Raw genomic sequence first — 22,913 nt, forward strand, 5'->3', positions numbered from 1 at the left:
ATGAAACTATATATAAAGACAATAATACCGGTACTACTGATTTGTATATTGTCCTGGGGCTGTAAGGGGAAGGGAGCTCAAGGTGACGGTGGCGGCACTGCTGGATCGGAGACTGCCGAAGAAGGGCATGTCGAAGAGGTGACGACTATTGCAACCCTGAATAAAGAACAGATTGCTTCAGTGGGGATCACCTGGGGAAGTCTGGAGTATAAAAGCCTGTCCAGTACTGTTAAAGTCAATGGACAACTGAGTGTGCCCAATAATAACAAGGCAAATGCAACGTCTCTGTATGGAGGAGTTATCAAGACACTCTTGGTTCAATTGGGAGATTATGTTCGTAAAGGACAGACGATAGCGTCCATTACTAATCCGCAATATATTCAGCTACAGGAAGAATACCTTACGGTATCGAGCCAGATCGTGTTGGCTGAACAGGAGTTGCAACGTCAACAGGAGTTGAATGCGTCCAATGCCGGCGCAGGAAAGAATCTGCAGGCTGCTCGTACCACAATGAACACTTTGAGGACACGGCGTGCATCGCTGCAGCAGCAAATCGAGCTGATGGGGATAGATATAAATAGCCTTAACGATGCAAACTTGAAATCCATATTATTGGTGAAAAGTCCAATAAATGGCACCATAAGTAATGTTTTTGCAAAAATCGGTAGCTATGTGGATGTGTCTTCGCCTGTAGTGGAGATTGTAGATAATAGTTTGCTCCATCTGGATTTACAGGTTTTTGAAAAGGATCTGCCTAAGGTGAAAATTGGACAGGTTATCGATTTTATGCTTACCAATAATCCCGGTGTCACTTATAAAGCAAAAGTCTTTCGGATCGGTTCTTCATTTGAAAATGACAGTAAGTCTATAACGGTACACTGTGATGTGTTCGGTAACAAGCAAGGGCTGATAGATGGTATGAACACGATTGGATTATTGGACGTTAATGAAAGTAAGAGTTTGGCTGTACCAAATGACGCTATCGTCGAAGCGGATGGGAAGTATTATGTTTTCGTGCTTACTGATAAGGAGGGAGAAGCTCACCACGATGAGGAGGGACATGATCACAAAGAGGGGGAGGAGCATGGACATGCTCATGAAGAAGGAGAGACGAAAGGAGGGCAGATCAATTTTGAGAAAATAGAGATTGCGAAAGGAGCGAGTGAGCTCGGTTATACAGCCATTACTCCTGTACAAGAATTTGCGAAAGATACGCAGGTTGTCACAAAAGGAGCATTCTTTATTAATGCCAAACTGAGTAATACAGGTGGGCACTCCCATTAATTATAAAAATAGTATATTGTTGATATGGAACATAAACATCGTTATGACGAGATGGGAAGGCAGCTTTGCTGTACACAAACCCAAAAAATATATGATAAAGCGGGGGCTTCTGAACTTGTCGGTTCAAAAAAAGGAAAAGATATTGGGAGCTGTTGCACACATGACATGGCAGCAGATTCTGACGATGATGATCATGATGGACATGACCATAGCCATGATTTTACAGATGGTAGTTATTTAAAGCTATTTATGCCGGCTATTATCAGCTTGGTATTACTGCTTGTTGCTTTAGGTATTGATAATTATTTTCCTCAGGATTGGTTTAACGGATGGATTCGCTTACTATGGTATGTAGTGGCGTATTTACCAGTAGGGCTACCCGTTCTTAAGGATGCTGTATTCAGTATCCGCCGGGGCAATTTCTTTTCAGAGTTCTTCTTGATGGGGATTGCTACGCTGGGGGCTTTTGCGATTGGCGAGTACCCAGAGGGGGTGGCAGTCATGCTCTTTTATGCAGTTGGCGAGAGCTTCCAGACATTAGCCGTTTCAAGAGCCAAGTCCAATATCAAGGCGTTGTTAGATCAACGTCCTGATGAAGCGACCGTAATCCGAGACAATGTAGCTTCATTGATCAAGGCAAAGGATGTACGTATCGATGATGTCGTACAGCTCAAACCCGGAGAGAAGCTCGGCCTAGACGGTGTTCTTCTGAGCGATCAGGCTGTTTTTAATACAGCGGCCTTGACCGGCGAGAGCAAGCCTGATACGAAATATGCGGGCGAGGTCGTGCTGGCCGGTATGATCAATCTGAATACATTGGCAAATGTTCAGATTACTACAGCTTATGCGGATAGTAAGCTGAGTAAAATTCTTGAAATGGTACAGCAGGCCAGTAGTAAAAAAGCACCGACCGAATTGTTTATCTCTAAATTTGCAAAGATATATACGCCTATCGTTGTTTTTCTAGCCATAGGGATTGCATTGCTGCCCGCTTTATTTGTAGCGGAATACCAATTTGTAACTTGGTTATACAGAGCATTGATCTTTTTGGTTATTTCCTGTCCTTGTGCATTAGTCATATCTATTCCTTTGGGCTACTTTGGAGGGATAGGAGCCGCCAGTCGCAATGGTATCCTGATCAAAGGTTCTAACTTCCTCGATATCTTAGCTGATATTCAGAACGTAGTGATGGATAAAACCGGCACCATGACCGAGGGCGTATTTGAGGTGCAAGACGTTGTTATAGCGAATGAATTTGACCGTCAGGAGATGTTGGCCATGGTCAATATATTGGAAAGTAAAAGTTCACATCCAGTGGCGACAGCCATTCATAAATATGTAGGAGATCTGGACTATAACCTTTTACTAGAAGATGTTGAGGAGATAGCTGGGCATGGATTGAAGGCCACGGTAAAAGGAAAAGAGCTTTTGGTCGGTAATTTCAGGTTGATGGATAAATTTGCGGTACAATACGATATAGATCCGGGCAGTATTGTCTTTACCGTCATCGCTATCGCTTATGGTGGCCAGTTTGTCGGTTACATCACTATTGCCGATCGTATCAAAGAAGATGCTTTAGAGACTATCCAACAGTTGCATAATAGCGGTGTAAAAGCGACCATGCTGAGTGGCGATAAGAGTTCAGTAGTACAATACGTCGCTAAGGAGCTGGGGATTGACAATGCTTTTGGAGATCTGTTACCCGAAGACAAAGTAAAACGTGTGGAGGAGATTAAAGGTAAAGGTGAATCCGTTGCATTCGTAGGCGATGGTGTCAATGATGCTCCTGTGGTCGCACTCAGTGATGTAGGGATAGCAATGGGGGGATTGGGGAGTGATGCGACGATAGAGACTGCAGATGTTGTGATACAGGATGACAAGCCCGGTAAAATCCCTGTTGCGATACGGATAGGGAAGAAGACCAAAAGAATAGTATGGCAGAATATTACCCTTGCTTTTGTCGTTAAGGGAATTGTTCTCATTTTAGGTGCCGGAGGTTTGGCTACGATGTGGGAGGCTGTATTTGCCGATGTCGGAGTCGCTTTGATTGCTATTCTGAATGCGGTTCGGATTCAGCGGTCCAAGTTTGATTAAAGGAGTTTGCACTTATTGGAGTGCTGATATTATAAACTGTACACGTTCAACTATGCTTAACTTAGGAATCTCGATCAGGGTGTAGCCCAGATTGCTATACACTAGCTTAATAGCTTCATAAGTGTCTATTGCTTCCGAGAAAGACTGTTTACGTTCGGCATCATTAATGTATATTTCTTTCCAGGGAGGTGTGATGAATACTTTATTGAAATAGGGGAGACTGTGGCACGCTTCTTCCAGTACAGGAGGGATAGCTATGCCGCAGATCGATAGATATCCCATGATATCGGGAATTCCCCGGTCAAAGAATGTAAATCCACGGGTCTGATCATGTACCAGCTTATGGTAGTCAGCTGTAGACTGTCCTAGCATTTCCATGGCAAAAGCCAATGGATCAACCCAAGGCAGCTTGTTTCCTTGGGTACGCATCTGTTCAATAATAATCATACGTCCCACTTCGGGAATACAATGATAGCCCTGTGACGTCAGGTGTGTGATGATAGAGGTTTTACCCATGCCTGGTCCTCCAGTAATCACCATGTTTTGTGTGTGCTGTGCTGTATATATCATGCTAATAAATTAAGTGAATTAAATAGTTGTCCCTTTGGGGCTGGGAATCAAAAAAGATAAAGGGGGAGGAAAAGAGTACTATCAAGGTTTGGCCTATTCGGAGCGAATAAACGGCAAACCCCAACTTAGATAAATTGCCTTTAATTGCGTCGTATATAAAAGCAGTTTATCGATCTCTCCTCAGCCATTGAGAAACTTATTTATAGAGGAAATATACGTATTTTTATTTCGAATTGCTAAAAATCGTTGTTCCCATACTTGCCGCTACGACACAGCATATCGACATCCACTGCATAAATGTAAGCGTTTCCTGTAGGAAAAGTAAGCCTGAAAATGCAGCAAAGGCAGGTTGGAGACTCGTCAGGATACTGAAAGTCTTTGCTGGTAATCGCTTTAGGGCAATAAAGTCCAAAGAGAACGGAAGCGCACTGGAGAAGATGGCGACCCCCAATCCTTTCAGTAGTAAAAGTGGTGTGACCTGAAAGATGGCCCCGTCCCAAATAGAAAAAGGAATGATAAGCAATGTCGCAAACAACATTCCCGTTGTTACAGCATCCTTACCTTCCATTACTTTAGAGACCTTGCCTCCCATGACGATGTACATCGCCCAGAATGTACCTGCTAGTAAAGCCAGACCTAAGCCTACCAGATCAATATCATTATTGGCCCAAGGAACGATCAGCAATATACCCGCACAGGCCAGTAAAGCCCATACTACATCCAGTAGTTTTCGTGATAGGACCAGTGCCAGGAATAGCGGTCCGACAAATTCCACGGTTACAGCCAGTCCCAGTGGTATACGTTGTATTGCCATATAGAAAATAAGGTTCATCGCTGCGATACCGATGCCATATAGTGCTGCGTACAGCCATTGTTGCTTGGTAAATCTAGAAAATTTGGGGCGATTGATCAACGTCAATAGTACAGCAGATAAGCCAATACGCAGTGTACTGGTGCCTACTGCACCTATTGCAGGGAATAATTGTTTTGCGATAGAGGCGCCTCCCTGTACACAAGCCATGGATAGAAGTGCAGCAGGAACAGCTATTTTGGTGTTTTTAGTTGACATAGTTGTTTTGTTCTAAAAGTAAACGACTGGTGAATAGACAGCGATCCGATATACGATTGTATATCGTTATTATTCATTATAAGACTGTAGGGGACTATAATTTACAAGGATCCATATTGATCTGCTTACTTTGGCGATAAATCTACAAAATCTTCCTGATATCTGGTGTGTAACAGTTTTTTTTACAAACCATTCCTTATGATTATAACGTCCGAAGTTGCTCAGCTGACCAGTATGTTTATTACGACAAGTAGTGGAAACCTTTATTGCTTCGATATAATAAAGATCCTCAATCAAGGAGATACTCAGGCAGCTTGTAGTCATTGCTATCCTTATAGCTTTTTATATACAGTTGCTGACGGATATTGGTTTTGACACTATCACTCAATAAGGAAAACATTTCCGTGATGTATCGGGCTTCAGAAAGAGGTTCTTTATAATATAGGTCCTCCGGTTTGGGTTTGATAGGAGGCAGCTGTTCGTTGAGGATCAACTGCGTACCTAGTGACGGGGTTGAGCACCACAGTTTGACAATCCCTTTGTCCGCTACAACCAGCGTAAATACCAAAGGTTCGGAAGAGATTGTATATTTTTTCCAGGTAGAGTCCATCCTGTTTAGTGGCAGTATACTATTATAGAAAAGCGAGTCTGTATAAGAGAAATACTCGATATGTAAGCTGTCTGGTATATCCATCCGGTCGTTCTCAAAATACTGGTCAACCTGCCGCCAAGCAAAATAATTGGGATCGGCATCATAAAAATAACCTAGATCAGAAGATCTGTGGTCTGTGAAATAGAGGTTTCGAACATGTATAGGTACGGCAGAGAAAGTTCCTGCTTTATATCCTGTTTTTTGAGCCGATCGACGAACTAAAAAGACCATACTCACGAGCACAGCTACAAGCAATACGATGTATATTTTATTGAGTATATTCATGTCTTAATGTTGGTAGGCAGCTGCAAGGCCGGTAATGTAAACACTAAATGCCAGAAAAAGGCAGAACAAAACAAAAAATATAATCAGTAGAACTGCAGACCAGGATTTTAAAGGGAATCTGTAATAAGCAACATAGCTCAGTTGTAGCACTGAAACTGCCGCTAGGTAGTACATGGGAACAAAGACCTGATCATTCTCTTTAGGAAAGAGGAATGCAAGTAGGAAAAAAATAAGAACGTACAATACAAACAACAAAAGAGCACTTCGCTGTTTCTCCTTTGTATTATCTTGTTTTAAAATATAGTCTTCCGATACCTTATTCATCGGAATAAAGATAAAATAATACTAATAAAAAAGCGATTCTTGCGCTATTCCTTGTTTTTAATATGTTGGGTGTTGAGGATAAGTGCTGTGAAATTTAAGAGGATAGCTGCTCCCATCAGTGTAAACTTCATGTACGTTTCCGTACTGGTCATACCAACAACCAACAATAGCATTGCTACAGGAACCAACGTCTGGTCTAATTTGAATTTTCTCATGTACTTTAGATTTATATCATAAGGAGACAGCATCAGAGCGACTCTATCTCCTTATGACTAAAGATACTTAGGAATATTTAGAAAAACAAATTGTCCCTAACTTTTTTTTGATTGGCTATCTAGCGCCCGGTGGACAGTGTTGCTTTAGGTATCGCGTGTACAGTCTAGCTAAATGCTCCGATGTACCTTCCCCTTCGTTGATCGAATGGCTGCGGTTTGGATAGGCCATCATGTCAAAGGTGATACCATGTTTGATAAGCTCATTGATATATACCTCGGCATTCTGATAGTGCACGTTATCATCACCCGTACCATGAATCAGCAGGAGATTGCCCCTTACATTTTTGGCATAAGTCAGTGCTGATCCTTTTATAAAATCAGCTTCATTTTCCTGTGGCAATCCCATGTATCGTTCCTGGTAGATATTATCGTACAAGAGTTGGTTGGTCACGGGTGCTATCGAGATTCCTGTTTGATATATATCTGGATATTGCCCCAAAAGATTGAGGGTAGAAGCCCCTCCTCCAGACCATCCCCATACAGCCACACGGTCTGTATCTATAAAACCCCACTTGAATACTTCTTTGGCTCCCATAGCCTGGTCCCTGATGTTGATTATGCCTATGTTTTTATAGATAGATTTACGCCACTCACGCCCCCTAGGAGCAGGAGCCCCCCGGTTTTCCAGTGAGATATAGACATAGCCATCCTCGGTCATATCGCCAGCATAGAGGAAGTTCTTGCCCGCAAAAAAGTTATCCGTCACCGTTTGCGAAGCAGGCTCACCGTATACGTAAAAGACTACCGGGTATTTCTTCTTCGGGTCAAAGTTTTTAGGCTTCACCATCCAGCCATCCAGTGTCACCCCATCCACCGTTGTCACCTGGAAAAATTCCGTTTGTGGTACGGTTTTGTCCGCTTGCATCTCCCGCGTAGGAGGGATGAGCTGCGAATGAGCAGGCAGGGATACTATAGCGCCATTACGATAGGCTGTGGTACTACTTTGGGTAAAAATAGCCAGTTTCCCATTGGGTGAGATCGTATAGCTGTTCGTGCCTTTGAGTTCAGCCGGTGTAATTCGTTTTGCTTTACCTCCTGCAAAAGACAGCTGATAAAGATGCTTTTGCGTTGCGTTGAGCGGAGAAGCACTGAAATAAATACTTTTGGATAGGGGATCAATACGGTCTATCTGGATCACATCAAAGTTGTCTTTACTTAACAGCGTCTCCTTACCTTGAAGATTGATCTTATAGATCTGTCTCCACCCTGATTTTTCCGAGAGCCAGATAAAAGCTTTGCCTCCGTCCATCCAGTCCCAGCCACTGGGATCACCGTCATTCCAACGCGCTTTGATATCTATCCAGGCAGGGTCAGTTTCGGTATGTATTGTACGGCTAGTTCCTGTATGGGCATCCCCAAGCATGATTTTACTCTCATTCTGTTTGCGGTTCAGCTGTTGTAATATCACAGATTTCGCATCCAGCGTCCATTCCATGCGTGGGATATAATGCTGGCTGGGATCACCGGGGATATCCATAGGCTTGTTGGTGCTATTGTTTAGGTCATACACCCATATACTGGTAGCTGAAGGTTTGAGTCCTACCTTTGGATACTCTACAGGGATGATAAACGAATACAGGCTATCGGTATTATTGATCATATAGAAATGGCGTGTATCTTTCGCATCCTGCTTCCAGTAGGCTATTTTTTTTCCATCAGGAGACCATCTGAAACCGTCCTTCGTGCCAAATTCCTCTTCATAGACCCAGTCGAAGGTACCATTGATCATACGATCAGTGCCATCCTGCGTTATCTGTTTATAGTGTAGCGTATTGATATCTTCTATGTAGATATTATGTTTAGAGACATAAGCCACCTGTTTCCCATCGGGCGAGAATTTGGCAAACATCAATGACGATTCCGGCAGTCCCTTTCCCAACTGTGTCAGCGCTTTATTGTTCAGGTTGTACAGCCAATAATTACCTCTCGTGTTTTCGCGCCATACCCGTTTGGTATTTGCAAATAACAAGAGTGTCTTTTTGTCTGGTGACAATTGAAAACTCTGCACTTCCAGTGGTGAGCGTTGTCCTGTTGGAGTAAGGTCTTTGGCCGCAAGAAATACTTCTCGTTTGTTGGCGTGCAATAGGTCGACAATGGCAATACCTTCTTTAGAGAAATCGTAGTATCCGTTACCATCTTCAGTCCATTGCATTTGCGCTGTTGCCGACAATAGACAAAGGAGTTGAACCGCGAATACAGCGAGTAAAATGCGTGTGATCTTATTGTACATGATTGGTTCTATAGTTTTCTATATCTTCTACTGATTTGATTAACTCGGGGCCCAACAGGCGGAAACCGTCATTGGTAATTAAGAAATTATCTTCTATCCGTATGCCCCCAAAATCGCGGTAGGACTCCAGCAGATCATAGTTAATGAACTGGGACAGCTTATTTTCTTTCTTCCACCTATCGATAAGTTCCGGTATGATGTAGATCCCCGGTTCGATAGTCAGCACGAATCCTGTTTGTAGTTCACGTCCCAGGCGTAGTGATTTAAGACCAAATGTACTCGTATCCTTAGGCTCTTGCTCGGTGTATCCTACATACTGCTCGCCCAGATCTTCCATATCATGTACATCGAGGCCCATCATATGGCCTAATCCACACTGGAAGAATAGGGTGTGTGCATGTGCCTGTACAGCCTCTTCTGGATCTCCCTTCATCAGTCCTACGTCCACAAGACCTTCAACAAGATGTCTTGCCGCAAGCAGATGTACATCCTTAAATTGTACCCCTGGTTTCAGACGCTCTCTTGCGCCCTCGAAAGCTTTTAGTACGACATTATATAAGTCCCGTTGGCATGCGGTGAAGTGCCCCGAAACTGGGAAAGTCCGGGTGAGATCTGCGGCATAGCCCATTGCCGTCTCCGCACCCGAATCGTTCAGTATCATATCGCCTTCTTTTAGGAAGTTCTGTTGATAAGCATTGTGAAGAATCTCTCCATGTACGGTCATTATTGGTGGATAAGCAAAATTACAGTTGTGGTCATACGCGTAGTGTTGGATGGCAGCGGCGATATGGCGTTCCTGTATACCGACCTGAGCCGTACGCATAGCTAATAGATGCATTTCTGTAGACACTGCCAATGCTTTTTCGATTTCAGCTATCTCTTGGTTCTCTTTGATCGATCGTTGTGCTACCACGGCTTTGATAAATGGAACAGAGGGATTTATTTCCTTCGGGTTGACCTGCAATAATTCGCCGAGCAATAGTTTGTTGCTGGATTGATACGGCGGAAGGTAGTGTATAGTCCTATCGCTTTTTTTAGCTTGTTGTAAGTATGATGCCAATTGTGCGAAAGGAAGAGTTTCCTGCACCCCACATTTTAAGGATTTGTCTTTCAGCGATTCCTGCTGTCCGGTCCATACGATATCATCTATACTCAGCTCATTGCCAAAAATGATCGTTTTATCATTGTCTATATCGATAATGGCAGCTAGATAAGGAGCAGGGATGCCAAAGTAATATAAAAAAGTACTATCCTGACGAAAAGGATAGGTGTTATGCTCGAAATTAATAGGATTCTCAATATTCCCTAAGAAGAGCAGGACGCCACTGGACACTTGCTTTTGAAGCGTTGATCTTCGGGATTGATAAGTCTGTACTGAAAACATAGTAATACCTGGATTAAGTGTTTGAAATAACGGAGGTAAAGTTTGGAAAAAAAAGTGAGACTTATAGTCTATATATCAAACACGACTTCCTAAGTAAACTTACCTGAAAATTTACTAAGGCTTGCCCCGTGGTGAGTTTTTAACTCCGCGATTATAAAGTAATAGTTATATTCGTACTTGGTTTTCTCGTAATGGATATAAGTAATCAGATCGAATTTTGCCAGAAAGTCTATAACAGCTATCCTGAATTCATAAACAGGCTCTTCATACCTAATAGATGTTGAACTCCATAAGCTGCTTAATGTACATCTATTCCGTCAAAGTAGATTTCCGTTATTGCGGTGTCATTGTGTTTGTCTCCTCTGTAAACCTCCATGATCTCGAATTTTAAAACCAGATCCGTTCCATCGCTATTATGACCGAGTGTCCCTACTTCGAAAGCCTGATCTGTCCGGCTGTCTTCTAAGTTTAAGATGCCGATTGTTTTTCCATTAGCATATAACCTCAACTTTTTTACGCGATTGTTGTTTTTCCAAGCCGCCTCAGACTTCATATAGCCATTCGAGATGATGACCTTTGTAATTCTTGGACTTTTGTTCTTAAAATAGTATTCTAAATACTCTCCAATTCCTTCATCGGCTTTTCCTTCCCCCCATGCTGTTTTATAGTTTAGGTCATTTGCGCTGGACGCCTGATAGGAGATTCCGTTTTGTTCACGCAGTGATGAAGATGCTTTGACAAGATAATTTCCTCCGCCACAATACCAACTGCATCCTCCATCTATAACATCCCATATACTCTCGACGACTTCGCCGTATTTGTCTAATAAGATATCCAGTTCGGCCTGTTCTTTTGTGCTTAGTTCAGGTTGGAGTAAAAGCTGATTTTGTCGATTGATTTCCTGTTCTGTCTTTGCACTAAGATCGACCTTGACGATCTCTTGTGGAAAGTAATTTTTTATCCCCTGTTGTGCATGGGCAAAATGAAGGATAAATAAGTTGATAGGAATAAAGAATAACCTCATGTGACTATGTAAAACTCATTTTTTTAAACTGATGAGCCTCTGTGAGATTCAAGTTCAAAATAGTTGCTTTTGACTTTGCAAATAAAATGCCATAGTTTACTGTGATGCTTTGTTTTTTAGAAAAGATATACGAAACTTGCTGCGGTCTGATAATTAGGTGTATATATACTTAACAATTGTTATCTTATAAAAGTGTGTGTAAAGCTTCTTATCGAATTGGTTAAGCAGACTTCGGTAGAACTTGAGAATGATAAAATCAGCTGTGCGGAAGTCTCTGCCAAGGTCTCGCGCAAGCGTATCATTGCAGATTTTCGTAGCAAAGAGAATGCATTGCTTCTGGCCGAATATTTTGTTTCAGACTGAATGATTCTAATTTTTAATAATTTCAAATTACTAGTTTAAATAAAAGCCTTTATATTTTTGACTAGCTTTGCATTTGTGAAGAAAATGTTTGCTATATTGTTTTTAATCACGTACATGCTTTCTACAACAGAGCTTATCCAGTTGTTGAAGTTGCCTGTACTGATAGAGCATTTTGCAGAACATAAAGCGCAGAATCCTGATATAACGTTTACAGCTTTTATCACGCTCCATTATAAAGGTGATCATTTGGACAATCATCCTGAGGACGACGATTATGATCAAGATAAAAAACTTCCATTTATCACCCATAGTAATGTGCTGACAATCTGTTGTACCGGAGTACCCAACTTCTTATTTGAGGTAAGGAAAAGAATTCCCCAATCTGGTACGTTAAAGAGACAGGTTCATAACGATCTTTTTAAGAGCAACACCTACTTGTCTGCAATCTGGCAACCGCCGAAATACGCTTAGTTTTTTATTGGATTGAGTTACACTCAAATTTGTTGATATCGTCTTATATAGAGGAGATGGTAGTTGCATAGTTGATTAAACGAATAATCTACTACCTGCTCCGACTTATATCTATTACAATATCAGCATCGCATTATTCCATTTTATTACTAATAGTATACAGATAATATGTTACATCAGATTATTGAGTTTTCCATACGGAACAAACTCATCATCGGGCTGTTGACGCTTGCTTTGGTCGCTATAGGCCTGTATGAAGCAACGAAGCTACCTATTGACGCTCAGCCCGATATTACAGACAACCAAGTTCAGATCATCACTGTAGCCCCCTCATTGGGTGCTACGGATATTGAGCGTTTAGTTACATTTCCCATAGAGCAGTCCAATAGTAATATCAGCGGTATTAAAGAAATCAGGAGTTTCTCCCGCTTTGGACTTTCACTGGTCACCATTGTATTCGATGATAATACCGATGTATATTGGGCTAGGCAACAGGTGTCGGAGCGTTTGCAAGCTGTTCGAAGTGAAATCCCTGAAGAGATCGGAGTTCCTGAGTTAGGCCCTATATCTACTGGTCTAGGCGAGATCTATCAGTATGTGATACGTGCTAAAGAGGGGTACGAAGATCGTTACGATGTTACGGAATTACGTAGCATTCAGGATTGGATTGTGAGGCGTCAGCTTCTTGGTGTAAAAGGAGTTGCGGAGGTGAGTAGTTTTGGGGGAAAGCTTAAGCAATATGAAGTTGCTGTCAATTCCAACCAGTTGCAGGCCCATGGTCTGACCATCTCCGATATATTCACTGCATTAGAAAATAACAATCAAAATACAGGCGGTGCTTATATAGAAAAAGGGCCTACTGTATTATACATCCGCAGTGAGGGGCTGATCGGAAATAAAGAAGATCTGGCTGATATTGCCATAACCTCCCTGAGCGACGGTACACCTATTTTGCTGAAGGATGTTGCTGAAGTGAAAATAGGCTATGCGACACGGTATGGAGCAATGACTTATAATGATAAAGGCGAAGTATCTGGTGCTGTAGTCATGATGCTCAAAGGGGCGAATAGCAGTGAGGTCATTAAAGATGTAAAAGAACGCATCGAAAATATCAAAAAGACACTGCCGGAAGGCGTGGTGTTGGAACCATTTTTAGATCGGACGAAAATGGTAAATAATGCAATCGGTACGATAGAGACAAATCTTGCCGAGGGAGCTTTGATCGTCGTCTTCGTGTTGGTCCTGTTTCTCGGCAACTTTAGAGCAGGTTTATTGGTTGCTTCGGTTATTCCTTTATCCATGCTCTTTGCTATCATTATGATGAATCTATTTGGCGTCAGTGGCAATTTGATGAGCTTAGGTGCATTGGATTTTGGACTGATAGTCGATGGAGCTGTCATTATTGTAGAAGCGGCTCTACATCAGCTTCATTATGATAAGAAGTTTGTCGGTACCAGAGCCATTTCGCAATCAGAAATGAACAAAGAAGTAGGTACATCAGCTACTAAGATGATCAGTAGTGCCGTGTTTGGACAGGTGATTATTCTCATCGTATACCTTCCGCTATTTACACTGGATGGTATTGAGGGCAAGATGTTTAAACCTATGGCACAGACTATAGCCTTTGCACTGATGGGAGCTTTTATTCTTTCCTTGACCTACGTACCTATGATGACCTCCCTGATTTTAAGCAAGAAAATAAAAGGAGAGCCCACCTGGTCTGATAGGGTAATGAGACGTATTGAAGCAGGACATCAATATTTACTGGATAAGGTGCTACACTTCCCTAAGTTGATTATCAGTGTTGTTCTTCTCCTGTTTACAGGGGCAGTCATTGTCTTGTCCAATCTTGGAGGGGAGTTTATCCCTGCGCTTGAAGAGGGTGATTTTGCGGTGGATACTCGGGTGTTGACAGGAAGCAACCTTCAGACTACGATAGCATATACACAGAAAGCTGCTCACCTGCTCAAAGAGCAGTATCCAGAAGTAGAAAAAGTCGTTACGAAAATAGGAAGCGGTGAGGTACCTACAGATCCGATGCCCATGGAAGCCAGCGATATGATGGTTATTCTAAAGGATAAGAAAGAATGGACTTCGGCCAAATCATTTCCTGAGCTCGCTGACAAGATGAGTAAATCGTTGGAAGCTATTCCAGGTATCAGTACAGGTTTTCAGTATCCTGTGCAGATGCGGTTTAATGAGTTGATGACAGGCGCTCGTCAGGACGTCGTCTGCAAGATATTCGGAGAAGATCTAGATAGTCTTAGTCACTATGCTTCCCGTTTTGGAGAGCTTATCAAGACTGTAGAAGGAGCGCAGGACTTATATATCGAACCCATAACGGGGATGCCGCAAGTTATTATTAGATATGACCGTGCGCGTATAGCCCAGTATAATTTAGATATAGCTACCGTTAATAGGGTTGTAAATACCGCATTTGCCGGACAGCGGGCTGGAATGATTTATGAAGGTGAGAAGAGATTTGATCTAACTGTTCGGTTGGGGGAGAATCAGCGCGAAAACCTAGAGGATATCCGTAATCTACTCATTCCCCTGAATAGTGGGATGCAGGTTCCATTGTACCAGCTGGCCGATGTCAGCATAGAGAATGGACCTGCCCAGATTCAACGTGAGGATGCCAAGAGAAGAATTGTTGTAGGCTTTAATGTTCGAGGTCGAGATGTACAGGGGATTGTTCACGAGCTTCAGGCTAAAGTAGATAGACAGATGAAGTTCTCACCTGGTTACTATGTCACCTACGGTGGTGCATTCGAGAACCTGAATAAAGCAAAGGATAGGTTGATGGTTGCTGTTCCGATATCACTCATTTTGATTTTTGTTCTTTTGTATTTCGCTTTTCACTCCGTCAAATACAGTGTCCTAATCTATAGTGCTATCCCTTTGTCAGCTATCGGAGGTATTTATTTTTTGGCATTGCGTGGCATGCCTTTCAGTATTAGTGCAGGTGTTGGTTTTATTGCCTTGTTTGGTGTTGCTGTGCTCAATGGAATTGTGTTGGTGACCGAGTTCAACCGTCTCAAGGAAAATGGCGAAACTGATTTGAGCCATATCGTTATTCGAGGTACCTGTATCCGCTTGCGTCCTGTATTGATGACTGCATTCGTAGCATCGTTTGGTTTTCTGCCCATGGCTATCAGTAATGGGGCAGGGGCTGAGGTACAGCGCCCATTAGCGACAGTAGTTATTGGAGGATTAATGGTGGCTACATTTTTAACCTTATATGTCCTTCCTATTTTATACATTTTGTTCGAACGGTTCGACTTTTCCAAAATAAAAGTGCGTTTTGGCAAGCGGACATTAGCTGTTTTCTTTTTTGTAGGGATGAATCTAAGTCTTTACAGTCAGGATATCTTATTAGACAAAGCATTGGAAATAGCAGCAAGCAATAATCTGTCTACCAAAAGTCAGGTCTTGCTGGCAGAATATCATGCCAAACGAATTGCTACCGCGAATAGCCTTCCACAGGCGGCTCTACGTACGACATTTGGAAAAATCAATGGGACGGTTTTCGATAATAATATCGGTCTATCGCAATCCATCAGCTTTCCGACTGTATATACACATCAAAGAAGGGTCCTACGTGCAGAGTGGGATTCGGCTGTTATCGGTGTAGATCTTAGTATCCTTGAGGTCAAAAGAAATGTAACGCTGTTATTTTACTACATCCTCGTGTTACGCGAAAAAGAGAACATGTTAAAAGAGCTGGATCACATATATGTTCGTTTTTTAGAAAATGCTGATTTACAGTTGGAAAAAGGATTGAGCAACCAGTTGGAGCGAACTACAGCTGTGATACAACGCGAAAATATTCTTGTCCAGTGCAAGATGTTATCTGCAACAATTGAGACAGCCAAAATTCAATTACAGTTACTATTAAATAGTGATACCTGTTATGAACCGTCAGCTTCTGATATAACCTATAAGGCAGCGATAGGTGGCTCCGATTCAGTTTTGGCCCGGCATCCTCAGTTATTGCTGCAAGTTCAAGAGATTGAAAAATCAAAAGCAAATGTAAGATTAGAGAAATCAAGGCTTTTGCCGGAGTTGTCTGTGGGTTATTTTAACCAAAGCTTCAAGGAACTAAATCGGTCACGATTTAGTTCGGTAGAGGTAGGGATCGGTATTCCTCTATTTTACGGAGGACAGAAAGCGCAGATTAGAGCCGAGGAGCAAAGAGTAAGATATGCGGAAAACGAGCTTTATACAAAAAAAATGCAGTTGGAGAGTGAGTATGCTGTACTGTTGCAACAATTTAAGACTCAACTCGCTGTAGTGACCGTATTTGAGCATACTCAATTGCCTGCAGCAAGACAAATAACTGCTCTTTCTCAGGAACAATTTAAAAATGGGGAGATCAATTATCTAGAATGGGTAATGCTCAATAATCAGTCTGTCCAGATACAGAACGATTACTACAATGCTGTCCTGCAGTTCAACGAAACTGCGATTCAGATTCAATATATCATTTCAAAATAAACAAACGATGAAATATTTAGCACGTATTTTAATAATTGTACTGTTCTACAGTTGCAATGGGAAACAGGTTACTGATGAATCAGCTGAAATGACCGAAGCCGAAAATATCCTTGAGCTTTCGGATACACAGTTGGCATCTTTTACCTTGTCATCAACCATGATACAGGAGAAGAAAATTACACAGACACTTAAACTAAATGGTAAAATAGAGGTTCCTCCTCAAAATTTAGTTTCTGTAAGCAGCGCATTGGGCGGCTATGTCAAATCGACCAAGTTATTACCAGGGATGTTCTTCAAGAAGGGTGAAAGAATTGCCGAATTAGAGGATAATCAGTTTATTCAACTTCAGCAGGATTATCTCATTGTGAAAAATCAAATGGAAAATGCTGAATCAGAATACCTCCGTCAGCGCGATTTAAATCAGAGTAAAGCCAGTAGTGATAAAGTATATCTACAGGCTAAAGCCGACTATCATACACTATTGATCAACCGACAGGCATTAGCTCAAAAGCTAAACCTCATTCATATCAATCCGGATCAGTTGACGGTTCATAATATTAAGCAGACAATATCAATCTATGCACCATTTGATGGATTCGTGTCGCAAGTATTCGTCAATACGGGCAAATATGTGTCACCATCAGAGGTTCTGTTTGAATTAGTAAACCCATCTGATTTGCACCTCAATCTAAAAGTCTTCGAAAAAGATTGGGACAAAATGAAAATCGGGCAACAATTGACAGCATATACCAACAGTGATCCGACTAAGACGTACGCAGGGCAGGTTATGCTGATCGGAAAAAACATCTCAACAGATAGAGCCGTAGATGTCCGCATTCGTCTTAATGGAGGGGGCACAGCCCTTATTCCAGGGATGTATATGAATGCTGATGTCGTGATTCCAGAAAGCACAGCTCATGCGCTTCCAGAAGAAAGCGTAGTCGATTTTGAAGGAGGCAAGTATGTTTTTGAGATAATAGATAATCACAAGTTCAAAATGAGAGCTGTACAATGTGGAGAGCAAGGTGATGGTTGGATCTCGATCACTAATAGCGAGCAGTTGGACAAAAAGAAAATTGCAGAGCAGGGAGCATACACCCTACTAATGGCACTAAAAAACAAAGGCGAAGAGTAGTATGAAAATAGGAATGATTTTTATTGCTTTGATCGACATAGGGTTGGTGATATCTCTTTAAAGCCACTTGGTCGTCGCAACTAAGAGGAAAGGGTCGTAGAGAAGCATCAGATGAGGAAGATTTATCGGTAAAGGGGGCATTGCTGCTGAACAATAATTGTAAAGATATCAAGGGAGGTTATATCATCTATAACCTCCCTCGTGTATTTAGAATCGGTAGCCTACAGATAGTCCAATGACTCTATTTTTGGCATCGAGCTCTTTGCTGAGTTTGTTGATACCGTGGTTGTATTTTAGATCGATGGAGAATTGCTTGATATCGGTGCCGATATTGATCAGACCATCGTACGTTATATTATTGAAATTATCGGTATATGCCTTGTTTTTCTTTAACTGATAGTTTAGCTGTGCTCCGATAGCTGTTCTCAAGGTAATATTGTCTGTTTCTATAACGCGATACCCCAGTTGGATAGGTAGGTTCAGTTGATAGAATTTAGGAGCGTATTCCGTATTGTCGATCTTGTAGGCGTATTTGTATAGGGATATTCCAAGATCTACCTGCCCGTAAAGACGTTCTTTGGTACGTACGAATGCGCCTGCCTGAACACCGAACTTCGAATCAGAGCTCTTTACTATACCCGAGCCAAAAGATGGCATATGGTACTGACCACCGATTTTAACACCAAAATCCACTTGTTGTGCTTTTGTTTCCTGATTAAGACCGAATCCCATTGCTGCCAGAAGCAGGCCATACGTTAATTGTTTTTTCATTGTTATTGATTTAATATATTTTTCTAATCTGTTTATATATATGATGCTCGAACTAAAGTATACCCTTAGCTTTTTTTTATTTTTATTTCCATCGCTTGTGTGACCATAGCCACCAGCTGGGATCCTGCTGTATGCTCTTTTCCAGTTTTCGGGTATAGGAGGTGGTGATATGCCCGTCGGGACTATCTGTTGCACGCAGGCAGATGGGCTGTAGGTTGGCTTTCCATTTGTGGTTGCCTATGGCCTGTAGCTCGATGTAGGCCACGTATGCATCAAGGCGCTTGGCAATACGCTCGGGACCCATAAACATATAGGAAGGCTGCTGTAAAAAATCAATGGCCAGCCCATTGGCTTGCCCCGGAAACTGATCCGCTATAAATAGTGTAATAGAAGGGTGGCCCGTTTGGTCTAGGAGGATTTTGGCAGCCTGCTGGGAGGGAAGTAAGCGTAATCCGTATTGGCCCCGTCTTCTTTGTAGGAAGCGGTCTACCCAGCGGTTTTTTTGAGGTTTGTACAGCGACTGTATGGGGAGTCCTAGCTGTAGTGGCAGTTTGCCCAGTATCTCCCAATTGCCATAATGGCCAAGCAGTAGAATGATCTGGCGATCCGCACGGTATTGCTGGTGCAGTGTACGGTACAGATCGGCCGAAAGGATGAGTTCTGGACGGCTAGGGAGTAATAGCTCTACGATCAGACGGCACATATTGCGGTAGAACCGCTGATGTTGCAGCGATAGCTCCTTGTAATCCGACAGTGGAAAGGAGCGGGCGAGATTCTGGGTGACGACTGCGCTACGGTAGCGTAGTATCTTACCAATCAGAAATCCTCCAAAATTATATATCCTGTTCATAAGTGCCTTAGTTTTCGCTAAACTCATGTACCATACGGATCAATAGGGCCAGAAGGTAGGTCACCATACCGAAGAGGAGTACAAGGATCGTGATAAAGAAGAGTAGTAGCATAAGATTACTTTTTATAGTTTTGACAATTAATAGCAGCTATACCCTTACTTTTATTTTGAAAAAGTGCGGAAAGATGATGGAAATGGAAGAACAGATAAAAAAAAGTAAAAAATAATAAGGGGGTAAGCGCTATAGACTGTCTTAGCTATGTAAGTTGTAGTAAATGACTAATTAAATTGAATGTATGTCTTTGCAGAAAGAAACAAAGTTTGAGCAGGTATTCCGGGAGCATTTTAAGGCTTTGCATGGCTATGCCTACAAAATTCTAGAAGACTCGGATGCTGCGGAAGAAGCTGTGCAGCAGGTTTTTTTACGGTTTTGGGAAAGGGACTGGGAAAATACCATCCATACTTCCGTCAAATCGTATCTCTATAAATCGGTTTATTACGAATGTCTGAATGTCTTGAAAAGGGGTCAGTTGAAGCAGCGCTACGAGGCTTATCAACAGCGGAGCGGAGGGTTGGATACGCATATCGACGGTACAGATACCGAGCTGAAGAAGCAATTGCATGTCGCACTGGAAAAATTGCCGGAAAAAAGCAGAGCGGTGTTCGAGATGAGCCGCTTTCAGGAGCTGAAATACCATGAGATAGCCAAAGTGCTCGAGTTATCGCTGAAGACTGTCGAAGGACATATGACGAAAGCGCTGCGGCACTTGAGGGTTCATCTGGCGGATTATTTAAATGTTGTTGTCTTTTTGTTAATCAATGGATTATGAATAAGGAAGAATTGATAAAATATATAAGTGGTGATTTGAATGCGGAGCAGCAGGTTGTGGTAGAAGCGTGGATCAGGGAGAGTGCCGAAAACGAAAAGGAATATACGGATATGAAAAAGATATGGGAGTGGAGCGGTGCTTCGGATCAAAGTCCGGAGGTGGACGTGGATCGCGCCTGGGCCGATTTTGTAAAGCTCCGGGACGAACAGCCCACTAAGGTGCTGGTATTAACGGAGGAGAAGCGCTCCAGAGGCTGGAGGCCATGGATGGTGGCGGCAGCGATAGTGATGCTATTGATGTCTTCGGTAGCTGTTCTGAAATGGACATTGTCTACTGATCTATCCCTGGATTCGAACGATAGGTTGCAACAGGCAGGACTGCCGGACGGTAGTACGGTGTACCTTAATAAGAAGACGGTATTGGATTATAAAAAAGGCTGGCTGGCCAAAGAGCGTACCGTGGTGCTTAGCAAAGGTGAGGCTTTTTTTGATGTGAAACGGGATACGACACAGCCTTTTGTTATCCAGAGTGGGAATAGCAGGATTACGGTGCTGGGTACAAGTTTTCATGTGCGCAGAGCGGATGGCGAGACGGAGGTCATTGTCTCTTCGGGATCGGTACGGGTGGATCATGCCGGCAATAGCGTACGCCTGAAGCCTAATGATAGGGTGCTGATCCAAGATACGGCACGTACGAAAGTGAAGGTGGATACAGTGGAGGATCAGCTCTACAAGTATTACATCCATCAGCAGTTTATTTTTGAGAATACACCACTGAGCCGCGTGTTTGAGGTGCTGGGTAAGGCGTTCGACCAAAAGTTTGTTGTGGTGGATGATAAGACCAAAATGCTGCGCTATACAGCATCATTCGAACGGCAGACATTGAACGAGATGCTGGACGTGATATTGAAAACTTTTGAATTGAAAATTGAGAAAAAAGGTAATGTATATTATATTAAAGGATAACCCGGTTATGTTCCAGTTTATTAAAAGCTTTAGGTTGATGCTTTATTTTATCCGTAAAGCGAAGTTATTTGTGGCCCTGTCTCTCTTAATGATAACTCAGACTGATGCATTTTCACAGGCAAAACTAGCGCAGGTGGTCAAGATGCCTGCTTATGGAAAGACTTCTGTAGGACAGCTCTTGGAGCAGCTACAGCAGGACAAGGGGCTGTTATTTTCTTACAATAGCCAATTGATTGACTTAGATAGCGTGGTCCAGGCGAATGCGCATAATGGGGTGTTGATCGATTACTTGGAGCGCTGTCTCGGTCCACGGTATTCCTTTAAGGAGACGGCTTCGCATATTATTATCAGCCGCTCGGATTGGCGGATGGTGGTCGAGCAGGTGGATATCGATCTGAAGCAGCATAATAAAACCATGATCTCGGGGTATGTGCGTGATCTGCGTAGCAATAAGCCTTTGTCTTTTGCGAGTGTATATGATAAAGGGACCTATCTGAATGCAACGTTGACGAATAAGGATGGATTTTTTGAACTAGACGTCAAAAAGCCGGACAGTAAGGTGATCATCGGGCTTAATAAGGAAAACTATAGGGATACTACGTTGATTCTTTTGTTGCCGATCGATGTGTCCAAAGACAGCAAAACGAAGAAAGTGGGCTATTATGTATTGGTGGATTCGAACCGTAATATCTACAAGACTTTCTTAGGTGCAGCATTCAGTAATGCATCGCAGCGCATACAAAGTGCTAATCTGGGTGGGTTCTTTATCTATAGCCCGTACCAGATGTCGTTGACGCCGGGATTGAGTACGCACGGTTTCTTTAATTCGCAGATTGTGAACAAGGTGTCTATCAATATATTGGGTGGATATACAGCCGGTGTGGATGGTGTGGAATTTGCCGGGGGCTTCAACCTTAATCAATACAAGGTAAGGGGTGTACAGATGGCCGGAGGGGTGAATGTAGTCGGCGGGGATGTGTCAGGTGTGCAGATCGCTGGAGTCGGCAATGTGGTGTTGCGTAATGTGAAGGGGGTACAGATGGCCGGTGGCTGGAATAAAGTGGATACCGCCCGGGGGCTACAGCTCGCTGGAGTGATCAATATGGCGAAAGAGGTGAAGGGCGGACAGCTGGCCGGTGGAGTCAATTATGCAAAGGATACCGTACAGTACCAATTGGCCGGGGTAATGAATAGCGGAGGTGTAGTGAAGGGGATACAGATGGCGGGAGGGATTAATATTGCGACGGAGACCGCGGGAAACCAGATGGCAGGGGTTATCAATATAGCCAAGAAAGTCAAAGGTGTACAGGTCGCTGGTTTAATCAATATTGCAGATAGTAGTGATTACCCTATTGCGCTTTTTAACTGGATAAAGAATGGAAGGAGGCAGCTAGGGCTGTTTGCCGATGAGAGTGGCTTTATAGGTGTAAACTTTAGATCGGGAGGCCGGGTTATGTACAGTATCTTGGGGATGGGTACCTATCTGGATCATGATGCTTATAAATATGGGGTGGAAGTCGGATTGGGGGCTACTCTGCTGGAACGCCACAGATTTGCCCTATCGGTCGAACTGTCGCAACGGATGCATATGGATAAGGATATGGGATGGAAGGATGCTTCGCGCAGTTCGCTGCAATTGATTCCATCGTTGTTATTGTCTTCACACTTCCGTGCTTATGTCGCGCCATCTCTCAATTATTCGCAGGCTGCGGAGGTTGCCGACCAAGATGGGAAACCGCTGTGGAAGCTGTGGAAAGCGGATGCGAAAAATAATACATTCCATGGTGGACTGACCGCTGGTCTGGTCTATCAGTTTTAATGTTAATAAATCCTAATCATT

General features: G+C 42.8%; 18 protein-coding genes. 9 read left to right on the forward strand and 9 right to left on the reverse strand.

Going from position 1 to position 22,913, the window contains the following annotated elements; genetic code table 11:
* Both JKG61_RS02230 and JKG61_RS02235 read left to right on the forward strand, forming a co-directional pair.
* Positions 1 to 1,284, forward strand: a complete 1,284-nt coding sequence (locus JKG61_RS02230; protein ID WP_202101356.1) for an efflux RND transporter periplasmic adaptor subunit — start codon at positions 1 to 3, stop codon at positions 1,282 to 1,284.
* A gap of 24 nt (positions 1,285 to 1,308) precedes the next feature.
* Positions 1,309 to 3,378 carry a heavy metal translocating P-type ATPase gene (locus JKG61_RS02235; RefSeq protein ID WP_237249343.1) on the forward strand — a complete coding sequence of 690 codons (2,070 nt, stop codon included), beginning with the start codon at positions 1,309 to 1,311 and terminating at the stop codon, positions 3,376 to 3,378.
* Positions 3,379 to 3,390: 12 nt separating this feature from the next.
* Here JKG61_RS02235 and JKG61_RS02240 read toward each other — a convergent pair whose 3' ends face one another.
* From JKG61_RS02240 to JKG61_RS02270, 7 genes are all read right to left on the reverse strand, one after another.
* Entirely contained in the window at positions 3,391 to 3,948 is a 558-nt protein-coding gene (locus JKG61_RS02240) for an AAA family ATPase (protein ID WP_202101357.1), read from the reverse strand.
* Between the two features lie 223 nt (positions 3,949 to 4,171).
* Positions 4,172 to 5,017 carry an EamA family transporter gene (locus tag JKG61_RS02245; protein WP_202101358.1) on the reverse strand — a complete coding sequence of 282 codons (846 nt, stop codon included), beginning with the start codon at positions 5,015 to 5,017 and terminating at the stop codon, positions 4,172 to 4,174.
* A 289-nt stretch (positions 5,018 to 5,306) separates the two neighbouring features.
* A complete protein-coding gene (locus JKG61_RS02250) occupies positions 5,307 to 5,954 on the reverse strand; it encodes a hypothetical protein (protein WP_202101359.1) in 648 nt (215 codons plus the stop codon).
* 368 nt (positions 5,955 to 6,322) lie between these two features.
* Positions 6,323 to 6,493 carry a hypothetical protein gene (locus JKG61_RS02255; protein ID WP_202101360.1) on the reverse strand — a complete coding sequence of 57 codons (171 nt, stop codon included), beginning with the start codon at positions 6,491 to 6,493 and terminating at the stop codon, positions 6,323 to 6,325.
* 115 nt (positions 6,494 to 6,608) lie between these two features.
* On the reverse strand, positions 6,609 to 8,783 hold the full coding sequence (locus JKG61_RS02260; RefSeq protein ID WP_202101361.1) for a S9 family peptidase: 2,175 nt from the start codon (positions 8,781 to 8,783) through the stop codon (positions 6,609 to 6,611).
* Complete coding sequence (locus JKG61_RS02265; protein ID WP_202101362.1) at positions 8,773 to 10,167, reverse strand: aminopeptidase P family protein; 1,395 nt, start codon at positions 10,165 to 10,167, stop codon at positions 8,773 to 8,775. Before JKG61_RS02265 ends, JKG61_RS02260 begins: the two co-directional genes overlap by 11 nt.
* Before the next feature lie 298 nt (positions 10,168 to 10,465).
* The gene (locus JKG61_RS02270; RefSeq protein ID WP_202101363.1) at positions 10,466 to 11,191 is read right to left on the reverse strand and encodes an NADase-type glycan-binding domain-containing protein; all 726 of its coding nucleotides are present in this window, start codon (positions 11,189 to 11,191) and stop codon (positions 10,466 to 10,468) included.
* A 192-nt stretch (positions 11,192 to 11,383) separates the two neighbouring features.
* Between JKG61_RS02270 and JKG61_RS02275 the strand changes: the two genes are divergently transcribed.
* The 4 genes from JKG61_RS02275 to JKG61_RS02290 all read left to right on the forward strand — a co-directional run bounded on the left by JKG61_RS02275 (position 11,384) and on the right by JKG61_RS02290 (position 17,657).
* Positions 11,384 to 11,554 (forward strand): hypothetical protein, encoded by a 171-nt coding sequence (locus JKG61_RS02275; RefSeq protein WP_202101364.1) that lies wholly within the window; start codon positions 11,384 to 11,386, stop codon positions 11,552 to 11,554.
* A gap of 114 nt (positions 11,555 to 11,668) precedes the next feature.
* Positions 11,669 to 12,025 carry a hypothetical protein gene (locus JKG61_RS02280; protein ID WP_144062710.1) on the forward strand — a complete coding sequence of 119 codons (357 nt, stop codon included), beginning with the start codon at positions 11,669 to 11,671 and terminating at the stop codon, positions 12,023 to 12,025.
* A 168-nt stretch (positions 12,026 to 12,193) separates the two neighbouring features.
* Positions 12,194 to 16,522: a CusA/CzcA family heavy metal efflux RND transporter gene (locus tag JKG61_RS02285; protein WP_202101365.1), complete on the forward strand. Its 4,329-nt coding sequence runs from the start codon at positions 12,194 to 12,196 to the stop codon at positions 16,520 to 16,522.
* A gap of 7 nt (positions 16,523 to 16,529) precedes the next feature.
* Entirely contained in the window at positions 16,530 to 17,657 is a 1,128-nt protein-coding gene (locus JKG61_RS02290) for an efflux RND transporter periplasmic adaptor subunit (RefSeq protein WP_202101366.1), read from the forward strand.
* A gap of 207 nt (positions 17,658 to 17,864) precedes the next feature.
* Here the strand turns inward: JKG61_RS02290 and JKG61_RS02295 are convergent, their stop codons facing one another.
* Positions 17,865 to 18,428 (reverse strand): outer membrane beta-barrel protein, encoded by a 564-nt coding sequence (locus tag JKG61_RS02295; RefSeq protein WP_202101367.1) that lies wholly within the window; start codon positions 18,426 to 18,428, stop codon positions 17,865 to 17,867.
* 82 nt (positions 18,429 to 18,510) lie between these two features.
* Positions 18,511 to 19,278, reverse strand: a complete 768-nt coding sequence (locus JKG61_RS02300) for a lysophospholipid acyltransferase family protein (RefSeq protein ID WP_164112429.1) — start codon at positions 19,276 to 19,278, stop codon at positions 18,511 to 18,513.
* Positions 19,279 to 19,574: 296 nt separating this feature from the next.
* On the opposite strand from JKG61_RS02300, the gene JKG61_RS02305 reads away from it, so the two are divergent.
* The 3 genes from JKG61_RS02305 to JKG61_RS02315 are packed head-to-tail and all read left to right on the forward strand — an operon-like array spanning position 19,575 to position 22,892.
* Positions 19,575 to 20,108, forward strand: a complete 534-nt coding sequence (locus JKG61_RS02305) for an RNA polymerase sigma-70 factor (protein ID WP_237249344.1) — start codon at positions 19,575 to 19,577, stop codon at positions 20,106 to 20,108.
* On the forward strand, positions 20,105 to 21,073 hold the full coding sequence (locus JKG61_RS02310; RefSeq protein WP_202101368.1) for a FecR family protein: 969 nt from the start codon (positions 20,105 to 20,107) through the stop codon (positions 21,071 to 21,073). The genes JKG61_RS02305 and JKG61_RS02310 overlap by 4 nt, the downstream gene beginning before the upstream one ends.
* A gap of 37 nt (positions 21,074 to 21,110) precedes the next feature.
* Positions 21,111 to 22,892, forward strand: coding sequence for a peptidase associated/transthyretin-like domain-containing protein (locus JKG61_RS02315; RefSeq protein ID WP_202101369.1), 1,782 nt, complete (start codon positions 21,111 to 21,113; stop codon positions 22,890 to 22,892).
* Positions 22,893 to 22,913: the final 21 nt, after the last annotated feature.

Origin of the sequence: Sphingobacterium faecale (genome assembly GCF_016746095.1) — a bacterium.
Classification (GTDB): Bacteria; Bacteroidota; Bacteroidia; order Sphingobacteriales; family Sphingobacteriaceae; genus Sphingobacterium; species Sphingobacterium faecale.